This window comes from Streptomyces capitiformicae (genome assembly GCF_002214185.1).
GTDB lineage: Bacteria > Actinomycetota > Actinomycetes > Streptomycetales > Streptomycetaceae > Streptomyces > Streptomyces capitiformicae.
This window is the reverse complement of record NZ_CP022161.1, coordinates 3,915,055-3,927,461: the sequence shown is the minus strand read 5'-3', so window position 1 is coordinate 3,927,461 and position 12,407 is coordinate 3,915,055. Positions and strand designations below refer to the sequence as shown.

Below are 12,407 nucleotides of genomic sequence, written 5' to 3'. Positions count from 1 at the left end.
CTCCGGGTGAGGGAACGCTCTGAGCGGGGCGGTCGACGAGGACTCCTCCTCGTCGACCGCCCCGCGGTGGTTGACGCGACGACACGGCAGTTGTGGGGCGGGCATGAGTTTCCTGGACAACCTCTGGCGCGGACGGGCCTCCGAGTTCGACGCGGGCAGTGCGGCGACCAACGCGATCGAGCTGACCAAACGACATCAGAAGGTGTCGCTCAGCAAGCAGAACGCCGCCGCCGGGCATCTGCGGGTCAACCTGTCCTGGCGGATGCGGACGTCCGACATCGGCGGGCCCAAGCGGCAGAGTGTGCTGCGGCATCCGTTCCAGGCGCTGAAGCCGGAACCCGTACAGGCGCACAGCCAGAGCATGGTCAACGTCGACCTCGACCTCGGGTGTCTGTACGAGCTGGCCGACGGGACCAAGGGGGTCGTCCAGCCGCTGGGAGGCTTCCTCGGTGACATCAACGACCCGCCGTACATGCGGCTCAGCGGCGACGACCGGTTCGGGTCGGGATCCGGCGAGACGATGTACATCAACCTCGACCACCGGGACGACTTCAAGCGGCTGCTGGTCTTCGTCTACATCTACGACCAGACGCCGGCGTTCGACCGTACGCACGCGGTCGTCACGCTGTACCCCAGCAATGGGCCGCGGATCGAGATAGGGCTGGACGAGCGGCACTCGCAGGCGCGGTCGTGTGCGGTGGTTCTGATCGAGAACGTCAAGGGCGAGATCGTTGTGCGCCGGGAAGTGAAGTTCGTGTACGGCTTCCAGGCTGAGCTTGATCGGTTGTATGGGTGGGGGCTGCAGTGGGGGCGGGGGTACAAGTCGAAGGCGGATCGCTGACGTCGTTGGGGGTGTTGTGAGCAACACCCCCAAGGCCTGACAGCTCGGGGCGACGAGCCCCTCAGCGGCCGATGAACTGCGGGCCCTGCGGGGGCAGGCGGAAGTTGGGGTCCAGGGCTGCCGCTGCCGCTGCCGCTGCTGCGGGCTGGGGGTATCCGTAGGCCGGGGCGCCGGTTGTGGCGGGGGCCGGGTGCGGGTAGCCGTAGGCCAGCTGGGACGGCTGTTGGGTGGGGGCCGCCGGGGGGTAGCCGTACGCCGGCTGGGTCGGGACTCCGGTGGCGGGCTGCTCCGGGGGGAGTGGGGCCGAGATTTCCGGGGTCGGGGTGGTGGTCGTCGCTTCCGATTCGTCGACCGAGATGCCGTAGTCCACGGCGAGGCCCTGGAGGCCGTTGGTGTAGCCCTCGCCGAGGGCGCGGAACTTCCAGCCGCCGCCGCGGCGGTAGAGCTCGCCGCAGATGAGGGCGGTCTCCTCGCCGGTCTCGGGCTTGATGTCGAAGTAGGCCAGCGGCTCGGCGTCGGCGACCGTGGCGTCGTAGAGCAGGATGCGCAGGGACCGTACGCGGTCGAAGGTGACGTCGTCGGCGGAGGCCACGAGGAGAATCTGGCCGACGGCGGACTCGACACCCGCGAGATCGGTCTGGATGGTGTCCGTGAGGCCGTCGGCAACGCGCTTCTTGCCGAGCCGCCACACCGTGCCCGAGGGGTGGCGCGGCTGGTTGTAGAAGACGAAGTCCTCGTCGGACCGTACGCGTCCGTCGGGGCCGAGGAGCAGCGCCGAGGCGTCGACTTCCGGGGCACCCTGTCCGGGCGCCCAGCGCAGCACGGCGCGGACCGCCGTGGCTTCGATCGGGACGTTCGACCCCTTCAGCATCGCGTGCGTCATGCGGTCATCCTGCCCTCTCGGTCCTGATCACGACAACGCGGGGGCGAGGAACCGCCGGTGGGAGCGCTGGTGGAGCGTCGGTGGAACCGTCGAGCGCCCGACATGGCCGGGTTACCAGAACTTCACGCCCTGCGGGAACTGATGACACACATTCGTACGTACTATTACCGGCCACCTTCAACACCGGCCGCCCAGCAGCCACGGGGGAATTCCATGCGTCATTTCGGGCACATCGCCCCTGAGGAGCGTCAGCGCCTCTTCCACCGGGAGCCGGGTGAGTTCGACGCCGACTCCCCGGCCAAGACGCTCGCCGCCGCCCTCGGCGCCACGCTCTACAGCCCGGCGACCCGGGAGCGACTGGCCGACGACATCGTCAAGCAGGCCGGGCGCGGGGTCGTCTCCATGGTGCTGTGCCTGGAGGACTCGATCGACGACGCGGAGGTCGTGGGCGCCGAGGAGAACCTGATCCGGCAGTTCGCCGACCTCGCCGACCTCGCCGGGCGGTCGGATGTGGAGCTTCCGCTGCTGTTCATCCGGGTCCGCTTCCCGGAGCAGATACCCGACCTCGCACGGCGTCTCGGCCCCGCCGTGCAGCTGCTGTCCGGATTCGTACTGCCGAAGTTCACCGAGGAGCGCGGGGTCGCCTTCCTGGAGGCGCTCACCGCGGCCGAGGCGGCGAGCGGGCGGCGGCTGTTCGCGATGCCCGTGCTGGAATCGCCCGAGCTGATGTATCGGGAGACGCGCGTAGACGCCCTCCAGGGCATCGCCCACACCGTCGACAAGTACCGCGACCGTGTCCTCGCCCTGCGCCTCGGCGTCACCGACTTCTGCTCCTCCTACGCGCTGCGCCGGCCGCCGGACATGACCGCGTACGACGTCCAGATCGTCGCCTCCGTGATCGCGGACGTGGTGAATGTGCTGGGCCGCGCGGACGGGACCGGGTTCACCGTGACCGGGCCGGTGTGGGAGTACTTCCGGGTCCAGGAGCGGATGTTCAAGCCGCAGCTGCGCACCAGCCCCTTCCTCGCCAACCGGGCCGTGGACCTGCGCGAGTCGCTCATCGAGCACGCCCTGGACGGCCTGCTCCGGGAGATCTCCCTCGACCACGCCAACGGGCTGCTCGGCAAGACCTGCATCCACCCCTCGCACGTGCTGCCGGTGCACGCGCTGTCCGTGGTCAGCCACGAGGAGTTCAGCGACGCCCAGGACATCCTGCGGCCCGAGCGCAACGGCGGTGGAGTCATGCGCTCCGCCTCCCGCAACAAGATGAACGAGGTCAAGCCGCACCGGGCCTGGGCGGAAAGGGTTATGCAGCGGGCCGAGGTCTTCGGTGTGGCCCGGGAGGACATCGGGTTCGTGGACCTGCTGGCGGCCGGGCTGCCCGACTGATCCGCCCCGCTCACGTACCACTGACGCCCGCATTCACGCCGTACCGACAAGGAATCGATGATTAACGCAGCGAACGACACGACCGATCCGACCGATCCGACCGATCCGGCCGATCCGACCGGCGTGACCGGCCCGACCGATCAGGTCTGGTCCGGGGCCTGGGTCGCCGAGCGGCTCGGGATCGAGCTGGTCGGGGACGAGGAGTTGAGCGGGCTGCTCGGGCTCGCGCTGCGGCGCAACCCCAAGCGGGCGCATCTGCTGGTGTCGAACGTGCTCGGCAAGCATGTGCCGCAGTCGCCGGCCGTCGTGTACGGGCAGGGGTTCGAGTTGGGGCGGCGGGTGCGGGAGCTGCTCGGGTCCGCCGGGGCGCGGACCGCTGTCGTCCTCGGGTACGCCGAGACGGCCACCGGGCTCGGGCACTCGGTCGCGGACGGTGTGGGCGAGGCGCCCTGTCTGCACTCCACCCGGCGGCCGGTCGAGGGCGTCGAACAAGCCGGTGGCTTCGAGGAGTCCCACTCCCACGCGACGTCGCATCTGCTGCTGCCGGAGGACCCGACGCTGCTCGCGGGGCGGGGGCCGTTGGTGCTCGTCGACGACGAGTTCTCCACCGGGAACACGGTCCTCAACACCATTCGCGCGCTGCACGAGCGGTATCCGCGTGACCGGTACGTCGTCGTGGCGCTCGTCGACATGAGGTCGGCGGCGGACCAGGGGCGGCTGGCCGAGTTCGCGCGGGAGATCGGGGCGCGGGTGGATCTCGTCGCCGCGGCGAAGGGGACGGTACGGCTGCCGGAGGGCGTGCTGGAGAAGGGGCAGGCGCTGGTCGCGGAGTACGAGGGCGCGGCGGAGGTGCCGGTCCCGGCAGGCGCGGCGGAGGTGCCGGTCCCGGGAGGCGCGGCGGAGGTGCCGGTCCCGGGAGGCGCGGCGGAGGTGCCGGTCCCGGGAGGTCAGACCGGCCAGCCCCGCACCGACCACCACCACATCCGCCCTGCGGGCGTGCTGCGCCGTGGCAATGTCCTTCTTCTGCGTATCAGTCATGATCTTTCCTTCGGTAGCGATGTGAGGTATTGGTTCAGCGGCCATGACCGGCCACGAGCAGCGGCGCCCGGCTGCGGGTCAGCCCGCCCAGACGTCCTCGACGTACGTGCCGGACTCCGTCATGGCGGTCAGCCAGTCGGCGGCCTCGTCGGCGCCGGCTCCGGTGTGCTCGCGGTAGACGGCCTGGAGGGCCGCGCGTACGCCGGGGGCCATGCGGCGCCCGTCGCCGCAGACGTACACCCGTCCTCCGGCCTGCAGGACCGACCAGACCTCGGCGCTCTCCTGGGCGATGCGGTCCTGGACGAAGCGGGCGCCGTCCTCGGGGGTGTAGCTGAAGACGGGGCGCAGGCTGACGGCTCCGGCGTCCTCGGCTGCCTGGAGTTCGTCGCGGTGGAGGAAGTCGGCGTCGGGGTGGTCGCAGCCGAAGTAGCACAGCAGTGTCCCGGTCGCCTTGCTGTGCAGCCGGTCGAGGACGGCGCCGCGGAACGGTGCCACTCCGGTACCCGCGCTGATGAGGATCACGGGGGTGGCCGGGTCCTGCGGCAGGCGGAAGGCTTCTCTGCAGGGGAGCACCCGCGCCTGGAGGGTGTCGCCCGCGCTGACGGTCTGCAAGTAGTGGGAGGCGATGCCGTGGAAGGTGCCCTCGCCGCCGCGGTGCGGCGCTTTGAGGAGCGACACCATCAGGTCCACCTCGCCAGGCGCGGCCGCGGCGGACGAGGAGATCGAGTAGTGCCGTGGCCGCAGCACGGGCAGCAGTTCCAGGAAGTGCTCGAACGGCAGCTCGCAGGCCCGGTAGCGCTCCAGCAGGGCCAGGAGGCTGCATGCGGCGTCGGTGACCTGCTCGCGGAAGACATCGGGCTTCGCCTCGGCGAGTTCTGCCAGGGGGCGGTGCTCGGGCGGGCAGACGGTGTGCTCGGCGAGTACGGCGACCTGCTCCTGGGTCGCGGCGTCCTGAAGCTCCACGAAATCCGTGAGCAGTTGACGCAGGGTCAGCGGGCGGTCGACGGGCAGGGCGCCCCGGCTGCGGCGGCGTGCTTTCAGCCGTACGGTGCGGTCCAGGTCGAGGCCGAAGCGGTCGGCGACCCGCTGCACGAGGGCGGCCGGGTTGCGTGGGAGCACCGCGAGGTGGTCGCCGGTGCGGTAGGTGACGCCGTCGGGCAGCCGCAGCCGGAGGAAGCGCTTGGAGCGGCCGAGCGGGTGGTCCAGGTCGACCAGCTCGTAGGCGTCCAGCACCTCCATGGGCTGTACGCCGTGCCGTGCCGCGAGCGGGCCGGTGACCGACTCCGTGGCGTCCTGAAGCTCGTACAGCCCCTGGTCGGCGTCGGCTTCGCCGCTCTGTCCGGTCGGTTCGGCGCCGGCCTGCACCGGGATCCCGTACTTCTCCAGCAGGGTGTTCCACAGGTCGCCGGTCCACCGGTCGACGGTGCCGGCGAAGTCCCCCGCGGCGTCGGCGGCGCCACGCTCCAGCAGGGGCGCCGCACCGGCGGCGGCGAGCCTCTCGTCGATGAGCGTCGGGATGCGCTGGTAGGTGGCGGCCCAGTTGCGGTCGCCGACGCCGAGCACCGCGTACTCGACGCCGTCGAGCGAGCCGGGCTCCAACTCCTCCAGCCATGACACGAACCGGGCGGCGTCGTCGGTGGGCCTGCCGTTGTAGGAGGCGGCGACGATCACCAACGGGCCGCCGGTACCGGTGAGCTGCCCCACGGCGTCGTCGAGGGAGGCGACGGCGGTGACGAAGCCGTGCTCGTCGCCGTCCACGGCGAGATCGGCGGCGATGCCGGAGCAGGTCCCGAGATTCGAGCCGTGCAGCACGGTCAGCGTCGTACCGGTCGCACGCCGGGCGGCGGGCCGCGCCTGTTCGGCGGGTGCGCTGACGGCGACGCCGGCGGGCAGGCGGCGCTCGCCGCCGACGCGCCGGGCCAGGTTCAAGGTGAAGGCGTCGGGCTTGAGGGTGAGGGACTGCTTGATCTTGAACTGGTTATCGGTGTGGTCGATCAGGCGGAACCGGTGCACCAGCAGGGCGAGCACCAGCGTCGCTTCGTGCAACGCGAACTGGCGGCCGATGCAGGCCCGTTCGCTGTTGCCGAACGGCTTGAACAGGTGGACCGGGCGTGCGGCCTCCCGCTCGGCCGAGAACCGCTCCGGGTCGAACAGCTCGACGTTGTCCCCCCAGGCGGGATCCCGGTGCAGCTGAGGGATCAGCACCATCAGCGACTCGCCCTGGCGCACGGCGTACTTGCCGCCGATGACCGTGTCGGCCAGGGGCTCGACCGCGTACGACGGCTCCGTGGGCCACAGCCGCAGGCTCTCGCTGAGGATCTGGCGGACGTAGGTGAGCTTGCCGATGTCCGCGTACTGCGGGTCGGGGTCGGCCGTATCGCCCCACAGGGCGTCCACTTCCGCCTGGGCGCGGGCCAGCACCGCGGGGTGCTTGGTCAGGTAGTACAGCGCGAACGACAGCAGGCCACTGGTGGTCTCGTGGCCGGCGATGAGGAAGGTGATCGCCTGGTAGCGGATGTTGACGTCGTCCAGCGGCTCACCGCTCACCTCGTCGCGGGTGTGCAGCATCCGCCCCAGCAGGTCGTCGGTGCTCTGGTCGCCGTCCGCCCTCCGCCGCCGGATCACATCATCGACCAGGTCCTTCATCAGGGTGACGTCATTGCGGAACTGCTCCGCCTTCTTCCACTGGAACAACTCGGCCCCGGGGATGGACTCGCCCTTGGCCTGAGCGAAGTCCAGTGCCCTCGCGAGCGCCGTGATGAAGGGATGCGGCTCGTCGCGGCGGAAGGATTCGAAGTCGTAGCCGAAGCCGCACAGCCCGATCGTGTCGAAGGTCAGCCGGGTCATGCCGGCGGCCACGTCCACCGGAAGCTCCCCGGCAGCCTGGTCCCACTTGGCGATCAGCTCCCGGGCGACCTTGAGCATCGTCGCGTGGTAGCCCCTCATCGCGCCCCCGCAGAACGCCTGCATCAGGACGTCGTGCGCCTTGCGCCAGTTGGGCTCGTCGCCGTAGGCCGTGAACATCCCGTCCCCGCCGATCTCCCGCAGGATCACGAGATCGGGGTGGACGTTCTTACGGAAACGGCTCTCGTCCGCCAGCTCGGAGACGAGATCCAGGCCGGAGACAAAGTTGATCTCGGTTCCGAAGATCCGGAGCTTGAACAGCGGCCCCAGCTCCTTGGCCTCCTGCATGACGTAGGCGAGGCCCTCGGCCCCGTCGGGGACATCGAGCGCGTGGCCGATGAGGGGAAGAGACGGGCGCTCGGGGATCCGCTCGGTCCCAGAAGGCGTATTGGGCATGAACATGACTTTCGAATCGCGGCCGTGAAGCGAGGGGTGTCAACCTATCGCAGACTTTGTCGACTGACAATGTCGTGCGACTTAGTTGAAAGACATGGAAGCGTGTGGCGTCTCGGCGCTGGGCCTTCCGCCCCGGCTGGAAGCCTCAGGTCGGCGAGGAAAAGCGACGCGAGGGGCGCGTCGGCCTGGCCCGCGGAGTTCCGACTCCGCGGTACTCGGTAGGGCCACTGCGGAAGACGGTGATGATCCCCGCTGGGACGTCCCAGGGCGGCCTCGGAGATGACCGGTGAGGCCTGCGTTCCCTGGAGTCATCAGCGAGACCGGGGCCTTACGGGGAAGGAGAGGCAGTCCGCGTCGCGCATCACCACGTATCCGTAGGTGGTGCACGCGTGCCGGCGCGCGAGGGGACGGGCGCGCTCCATCAGCGAAGCCGGAACGCACGGCAGTCCGGTGGAGGGTGCGTCGAGGCCCGCCGCATGCCCGCGGTGAGTCCCACCGTGACGTGGGGAAGCCGGAGACCGCTGACCAGACGTCCGCTGGCGCCTCCCGTCCACCGCTGATCCGCTCGAACACCGGGGTGGCCGACGCACACGCCGAATCGCGGTCTGTTCGGTTGCCGGGCCGGGTGACATGGTCGGGAGAAACTAGAGCGGCGGTTCCGCTGCGCCATGCACCCTGGTCCTGCCGGGTGTCCCGCCGCGCCATGCCCGTGGTGACCGGCGGGGGCAGAGGTCCTCCGGTGGGGCGTCCACGGCGCGCGACGGCCATGGGCGCGCAACCGGTGGGACGGCGTGCGCTTCATACGGAGAAGCATCTACGCCTGGCCTGTTCCTGACTATGGGTAATTTTACAGGGGCCCACGGGACCCTCGGGATGCAGGAATTCTCCGGAGTCCCCGCTCCCACCCATGAGTTGGATGCATACCCGAGCAGGACGCTCACGATGCGCTCGTCCACGGTGTGAGCCAATGCCGACTGCTCTCGGACGGCCCACCGGCCCGCGCTCCTGGTCGCCACTGCGGCTCCCTGCCGCGACCGGAACCGCGGGCAATAAGCTGTCGGCTCATGGACGTCGGCGTCCTGGCCACGGGGCGGTCTCCATGGCCTTCCAGGGCAGGCGACTGCCTGTACGCGGTGTCACTCGTGGCACAGTCGGCGGTGAGGCCACGGCTGTCGACCTCCGCTCAAATGGCGCTTTCGGACAGGTGGAAAAGACAGCGGTGAGCGAGACACCGGTGACCGTTGCGGCCTCAGGGACGGGGAACCTGCCCGCGCCGCCTGACCACTTTCATCGGCCGACGGCGCGATACTGCCGAGATCCGTCGCCTCCTCCGCGCCGCGAGGCTCCTGACGCTCACCGGGCCGGGCGGTATCGGTAAGACCGGGCTGGCGTTGGAGGCGGCCACCGCAGTCGGCCATGCTTTCCGGACGGGGTGTGGCTGGTGGACCTGGCACCCGTACTGGACCCGAAGGCCGTGGTCGGCGCGACGGCGGAAGCTCTGGGCGTGGGGGACGTCGGCTCCAGCCCCGTGGTCGAGAAACTCGCGGCTCATCTTTCCCGGCGCCATGCCCTGATCGTGCTGGACAACTGCGAACACGTCGTGGACGCCAGTGCGGAGCTGGCTCAGGCGCTTCTGCCAGCAGCTGCGCATCGTCGGCGAGCAATGCGCCACCGAGCGCCGACAGCTCCAGAAGCTGATACCAGTCCCGTCCCGAGCGGGCCAGACGCGACATCTCCGTGCCCAGCGCCAAGCCGACATGCCCCAGGGAAATTTCCGCGACCAGCCGCTGAAAGCCCTCCCGGTGCTCCGAGCGTGCGCCGGACTTGCCCAGGTCATCGTCGATGACCAGCACCCGCGACGCCTCCTAGCCCAGCGTCACGGCCCGGTCGACCAGCGCATACTGCCGCCGCGTCGACTCCTGATGCCCCTCGACCTGCTGCCGCGTCGACTGCCGCACATAGACGACGGCCGGCAGCTCACGATGCCTGGATGTGATCTTGCTTCCCATGCGTTCCCACGGCATCACCGCGGCCACGGCTCACCGCCCGTGTCCGCGAGCGGCCGATCCTGCACACCCTCCGCGGTGAGCTCCTGGGTGTGGCGGAACATCACCGCCAGCCAGTAGTCCGCTACCTCCCGACGCGCCGGGGGAAGGCTCTCCCGCACCCCCTCCATCCGCGGACTCTGGGGCCGTCGTCGACGCCGCCGTCCCGCATGCCGCCTCACCTCCGGCAGCCCGGACGGATGCCTTCCGCAGCCGCTGCACCGCAGCGACCAGCCGCAGCAAGCCCACCCGGTCCACCACCCGTCCTTGATTTACGTGCTGTTGACTACCCGTGGGCGCAGTCTGCTCGGCGCATCTCGATCACCCATCGCTTCAGCAGGGGCTCCCGTGTTTCCTCGCACTGGCCCGGCCGACGCCGTCGCCCGGGTGGAGAAGAAGACCGGAGGCCCCGCCCGCCTCGTCCTCACCCGTGAACACCGACGGCGGCCGGAGGAGGCGGTCTCCCTGCAGACCGCCGCTGAACGACAGCCCCGCACCGCCATGTCGGCCGGCTGCCGCCGGTCGCGGTGGCCCCGACGACCCGGCGTGACGCCCCGCCGGTCGCCGGACTCGCGGCTACCGGGTCCAGTGGCCGAGATAGGCGCGCAGCATGCTCTTGAGATGGCCGAGCAGTTCGGCGTCTCCGGCGGCGTCCGTGCGGAAGGCGTCCTGGGTCACCGCGTCGGCGGCGAGGAAGGCGGTGTAGCAGGCCGTCGCCGCCTCCCTGTCGTCGGGCAACAGGCGCTGTGCGACCAGGATGCGGTGCAGCCCCGCCGCCATGACGCGCTTGTGCTTGCTGTCGGCCTGCCTGGTCCATTCGGTGAGGTGGCGTCCGAACCACAGGGCCCGAAAGCCCGGTTCGGAACGGTAGATGTCCGCGAAGGCGTCGACGAGCACGGTCACCGGATCACTCCATGTCTCCGTGCGCGCGAGTTCGACGAACGCCTCCATGGCCGCTTCCAGCCGGGTCAGGTACATATCGGCCAGGGCCTCGACGATGGCCTCCCGGTCGGGCAGGTACTGGTACAGCGCCCCCACGGACACCCCCGACTCGGCGGCGACGCGGGTCGTGGTCAGCACGTCCGCGCCTTCCGCGACGAGCAGCCGTTCGGCGGCCTCCAGCACCCGGGCGACCTTCTCCCTCGCCCGGGCCTGGCGTGGCATCCGCCGCAGCCGCAGCGCCGTGACCTGCACCATGTCGCTCCCGTCGGGTTCGTCCGTCGCGGGCATCCGTCGCACCCTTCCGTAAAACCAAATGTGACTTTGTTTCATGTTCAGGGTACCTTCGCGGCATGGCTGACGCGAACGAGTTGCTGCCAGAACCGCGGCGCGCCGTGGCGGAGGCGTGCCACCGCCTCGCCGACGAGGGACTGCTGATCGGCACGGCGGGCAATGTGAGCATGCGCGACGGCGACCGGATCGCGGTCACCGCCACCGGCGCCGTCCTCGGACAGTGCACGCCCCACCAGGTGACGGTATTGGGCCCCGACGGCGGGACACTCGCCGGGAACCTCGAACCGACCTCCGAACTGGAGCTGCACCTCGGGATCTACCAGCGGTACGGCGCCGGCGCGGTGGTGCACACCCACTCGCCCCAGGCCACCGCGTTGTCCCTGGTGCTCGACGAACTTCCCTGCGTCCACTACCAGCAGCTGCTGCTCGGCGGGTCCGTGCGCGTGGCGCCGTTCGCCGTCTTCGGCACCCCGGAGCTGGCCCAGCACGTGCTCACGGCACTCGACGGCAGGTCGGCGGCGCTGATGGCCCACCACGGCGCCGTGGCATTCGGGCCGACGCTCGCCAAGGCCGTGGAGAACGCGCTGCTCCTGGAGTGGCTGTGCGGCGTGTACCTGCGCGCCGCCCACATCGGCAAGCCGCGGGTCCTCGACGACGACCAGCAGACCGCCGTCGTCACCTCCGCCCTGCGGCGCGGCTACGGCACCACCCACCCCACAGGAGAGGACAGCACCCGATGAGCCAGACAGTCATAGCCCTCGGCGCTCACGTGTTCGACGTGCAGGTCCGGCCCGTCGAGGCCATCCCGGACGGGCAGGGCGCGACCCTGGTGGACCAGATCCGGTTCAGCCCGGCGGGCACGGCCGCCGGTACCGCGCTGACCCTCTCCAAGCTGGGAGCGGCGGTGCGCACCGCTGGCGCGGTGGGCACGGACCCGATCGGTGACCTGCTGCTGAGCATGCTGGCCGGCCACGGCGTGGACACCTCTCTCGTCCTGCGCCGCGACGACACCCAAACCTCGGCCTCGGTGCTGCCCATCCGCCCCGACGGCAGCCGCCCCGCGTTCCACGTCCTGGGCGCGAACATCAGCTACGGACCGGACGACGCCCCGCACACGGAGATCGCCGAAGCCACCCATCTGCACATGGGCGCACCCGAGTTGATGGGCGGTGAGGCCGCGGCGAAGACACTCGCTCCCGCACGGGCCGCGGGTGTGGTCACCTCCGCCGACCTGCTCGTCGCCGGCGACAGCGGCTTGTTCGACTGGATCGCGCCCGCACTCCCGTATCTGGACCACCTGTTGCCCAACGAGGAGCAGGTGCTCGGACTCACCGGCGCCGCGACGCTGGAGGACGGTGCGCGCAGGTTCCTCGCGGAAGGGGTCGGGTGCGTCGCCGTCACCCGGGGCGCACGCGGTGCGCTGGTGGTCACGGAGGACGAGGTGATCGAGATTCCGGCCTTCGCCGTCGACGTGGTGGACACCACCGGCTGCGGCGACGCCTTCTCGGCCGGCTTCCTGCGCGGACTGGGCCTGGGACGCGGACCGCGCGAGTGCGGCGTGCTCGGCTGTGCCGCCGCCGCGCTGGTGGCACAGGGCCTCGGCAGCGACCACGGCGACTTCGACCTCGCCACCGCCGACGCCTTCGCCACCACGGCCGCCACCCTGGAGAGCCGCTGA

Annotated in this window: 10 protein-coding genes and 1 pseudogene; 5 read left to right on the top strand and 6 right to left on the bottom strand. The window is 70.5% G+C overall.

Annotated elements, in window-relative coordinates; genetic code table 11:
- The first annotated feature begins 103 nt into the window (after positions 1-103).
- Positions 104-841 (top strand): TerD family protein, encoded by a 738-nt coding sequence (locus CES90_RS17485; protein ID WP_189781131.1) that lies wholly within the window; start codon positions 104-106, stop codon positions 839-841.
- Positions 842-902: 61 nt separating this feature from the next.
- Here CES90_RS17485 and CES90_RS17480 read toward each other — a convergent pair whose 3' ends face one another.
- Positions 903-1,724, bottom strand: coding sequence for a TerD family protein (locus tag CES90_RS17480; RefSeq protein ID WP_189781130.1), 822 nt, complete (start codon positions 1,722-1,724; stop codon positions 903-905).
- A 213-nt stretch (positions 1,725-1,937) separates the two neighbouring features.
- Between CES90_RS17480 and CES90_RS17475 the strand changes: the two genes are divergently transcribed.
- On the top strand, positions 1,938-3,113 hold the full coding sequence (locus CES90_RS17475; RefSeq protein WP_189781129.1) for an HpcH/HpaI aldolase/citrate lyase family protein: 1,176 nt from the start codon (positions 1,938-1,940) through the stop codon (positions 3,111-3,113).
- A 57-nt stretch (positions 3,114-3,170) separates the two neighbouring features.
- Positions 3,171-3,986, top strand: a pseudogene (locus tag CES90_RS17470) (phosphoribosyltransferase domain-containing protein); the annotation flags it as partial.
- A gap of 243 nt (positions 3,987-4,229) precedes the next feature.
- Here CES90_RS17470 and CES90_RS17465 read toward each other — a convergent pair.
- The 5 genes from CES90_RS17465 to CES90_RS17445 all read right to left on the bottom strand — a co-directional run bounded on the left by CES90_RS17465 (position 4,230) and on the right by CES90_RS17445 (position 10,726).
- Positions 4,230-7,451, bottom strand: a complete 3,222-nt coding sequence (locus CES90_RS17465; RefSeq protein ID WP_189784364.1) for a cytochrome P450 — start codon at positions 7,449-7,451, stop codon at positions 4,230-4,232.
- Between the two features lie 1,136 nt (positions 7,452-8,587).
- Positions 8,588-9,304: a recombinase family protein gene (locus CES90_RS17460; protein WP_208921426.1), complete on the bottom strand. Its 717-nt coding sequence runs from the start codon at positions 9,302-9,304 to the stop codon at positions 8,588-8,590.
- Between the two features lie 12 nt (positions 9,305-9,316).
- Complete coding sequence (locus CES90_RS17455; protein ID WP_206187798.1) at positions 9,317-9,460, bottom strand: hypothetical protein; 144 nt, start codon at positions 9,458-9,460, stop codon at positions 9,317-9,319.
- Positions 9,461-9,474: 14 nt separating this feature from the next.
- The gene (locus CES90_RS17450; RefSeq protein WP_189784365.1) at positions 9,475-9,627 is read right to left on the bottom strand and encodes a hypothetical protein; all 153 of its coding nucleotides are present in this window, start codon (positions 9,625-9,627) and stop codon (positions 9,475-9,477) included.
- A 445-nt stretch (positions 9,628-10,072) separates the two neighbouring features.
- Entirely contained in the window at positions 10,073-10,726 is a 654-nt protein-coding gene (locus CES90_RS17445; protein WP_055543227.1) for a TetR/AcrR family transcriptional regulator, read from the bottom strand.
- 62 nt (positions 10,727-10,788) lie between these two features.
- Here CES90_RS17445 and CES90_RS17440 point away from each other — a divergent pair, with 62 nt between their 5' ends.
- The gene (locus CES90_RS17440) at positions 10,789-11,469 is read left to right on the top strand and encodes a class II aldolase/adducin family protein (protein WP_189784366.1); all 681 of its coding nucleotides are present in this window, start codon (positions 10,789-10,791) and stop codon (positions 11,467-11,469) included.
- Positions 11,466-12,407 (top strand): carbohydrate kinase family protein, encoded by a 942-nt coding sequence (locus CES90_RS17435; RefSeq protein ID WP_055540564.1) that lies wholly within the window; start codon positions 11,466-11,468, stop codon positions 12,405-12,407. Before CES90_RS17440 ends, CES90_RS17435 begins: the two co-directional genes overlap by 4 nt.